Raw genomic sequence first — 2333 nt, forward strand, 5'->3', positions numbered from 1 at the left:
CACGTCGGACCTGGCGTCGTCCCCGTCGCGGACCCCGGGGAAGGCCAGGACGGCGCGCCCGTCCTCGGTGAGACGGATCCGGTCGGGCGAGTCGAGGCCCAGGGTCAGGCCCACCTCCTCGGCACGGGTCGCGGCGTCCGCCAGACCCCACACCGCGCCCACGGCGGAGTCGGGGTCCGGCTCGGCCACGGCCGCGGCGAGACTGCGTCCGGGGATCCACTCCGAGACCACGATGCCGCCCGCGCGGCCGCGGATGACGTCGAGCACGCGCGCCAACCCGTCCGCGTAGACCGTGGTGAGCGCGACGGTACGGTCGAGCACCCCCGTCGCCGAACCCGGGGGCTGCTCGCCGGGGAGTGGGTCGACGAAGGTCAGGGCGACGAACCTCCCCAGGCGCCGGTCGCGGGCCTTCCAGAAGGACTGGCCGGCGACACCACCGCACGGTTCGAGGAGCTCGTACCTGCCGCCGGAGACCAGGCCGCCGACGGTCAGACGCGGTGGCGACGAGGCGGTGTCCGGTGCCGGGGCTCCAGTCTGTTCACCCACCCGTTGACCCTCCTCGCCTGGCGCGGCAGCCCGTCAGGAGGCGCCGCTCGTGATCCCTGAGTGTACGTACCGGCCCCGCGTGGATTCGACTATCTCCTCAGACGCCCCACGAGTCCGCGGAGAACGGGGGTGATCGAATCGAGTTCCGGCAACCGCGACCGCGACAGGATCAGACCGGTCACCGCGAGGGTGATGACGGCGGCGACTCCGGCACGCAGGACGAACCCGATGCTGCCGACCGCGTCGGTGAGGGCGTCCATCGGCAGGATCGTGTCCACGGCGAGCGCGACCAGGGCGCCGGCGATCGACGCGCCGAGGGTCCACGAGGCCGACCGGAGGGTCTCGCGACCACGCAGGGACCCCAGTTTCGACCGCAGCAGGATGAACCCGGCGACGGCGCCGACGACCCAGCCGATGCCGTTGGCGAGGGCCAGGCCGATCACCACGTGGGACCGCTGGTCGGCGACCACGGGGACGAGGAGCGACAGGACCACGCGGACCACGGTGATCGCGAGGATCATCGCCGTCGGCGTCCAGTAGTCCTCGCGGGCGTAGAACACCCGCTGCTGCAGCAGGACCACGGCGTAGGGCACCAGCGTGAACGCGCCGAAGGTCAGGGTCAGGCCGAGCACCTGGGCGCTCTCGGCGTCGAAGTTCCCGTAGCGGAACAGGCCGGTGGCGATCGTCGGGCCGAAGGCGGTCATGAACGCGATGATCGGCAGCAGCCCGAACAGCGACAGCCGCGTCCCCAACGAGATGTCCCGCACCACCGCGTCGTTGCGGCCGGCCACCCCGTTGTCCGCCAGGCGGGGGTTGATGGCGGTGAGCAGGGTGACGCCGATGATCCCGTACGGCACCTGCAACAGCAGCCAGTAGGTCTGATAGATGGCGATGGCGGCCTCGTCCGCCGCCGACCCGATGCGGTTGGTCATGACCAGACCGAACTGCGAGATGAGGACGTAGGTCACACCGGCCAGCGCGTGCCCGCCGAACTGCTTGATGCGGGGGTCCAGACCCCACTGGGGGCGCAGGTCCACGCCCGCGCGACGCAGGGCCGGCACCAGCACCGCCGCCTGCAGCACCACGCCCAGGGTGGTGCCCAGGCCCAGCAGCAGGATGGGCGCGCTGAGCAGGTTGACCGGCGCGGCCGGGTCGATGCCGCTGCCGACCACCGCGAACAGCACCAGTGTCGCGATGGCCACCAGGTTGTTCCACACCGGCGCCCACGCCCCGGGACGGAAGACACCGTTGTAGTTGAGGATCGCGAGCATCACCGAGAACACGCCGTAGAAGAAGATCTGCGGCAGCAGCAGGAACGCGAACGCGGTGGCCAGGTTGGTGTTGACCTCGCCGTCGCCCAGGTTGAGCTCGGTGAGCAGCGGCGCGCACGCCACCGCCACGACGGTCGCCCCCAGTGCCAGGACCGAGGTCACGGTGAGCAGGCGCCGGATGAAGGACACGCCCCCGTCCTCGTCCTCCTGTGCGGCCTTGGCCAGCAGCGGCATGAACATCGCGGTGAGCACCGAACCCAGGACGAGCTCGGTGATCATGTTGGGCAGCGTGTTGGCGGTGTTGAAGGCGGACGCCACGGCGGGGCCGAGCACGGTGAGGATGAGGATCATCCGGACGAACCCGGTGATGCGGCTCGCGAGGTTGGCCACGGCCATCGATCCCGTCGAGCGCATCACCGACGCGTCGGAGGAGTCGCGGGTCCGCGCCCCGGTCCCCCCGCCGGGCGTCTCCGGGCGCGCTGCGGACCGCTCCGGGGTCGGGGCGATCGGCCGCGC

The 2333-nt window shown here is 71.6% G+C and carries 2 protein-coding genes; both read right to left on the minus strand.

Annotated elements, in window-relative coordinates; translation table 11 throughout:
* A partial coding sequence (locus G6024_RS12570; protein ID WP_182640377.1) for a protein kinase family protein occupies positions 1 to 546 on the minus strand: 546 nt, incomplete at its 3' end.
* A gap of 89 nt (positions 547 to 635) precedes the next feature.
* Positions 636 to 2324 (minus strand): murein biosynthesis integral membrane protein MurJ, encoded by a 1689-nt coding sequence (gene murJ / locus G6024_RS12575; protein ID WP_235027892.1) that lies wholly within the window; start codon positions 2322 to 2324, stop codon positions 636 to 638.
* Between the last annotated feature and the right edge of the window lie 9 nt (positions 2325 to 2333).

This window comes from Dietzia maris (assembly GCF_014144855.1).
In the GTDB taxonomy this organism is placed as follows: domain Bacteria; phylum Actinomycetota; class Actinomycetes; order Mycobacteriales; family Mycobacteriaceae; genus Dietzia; species Dietzia kunjamensis.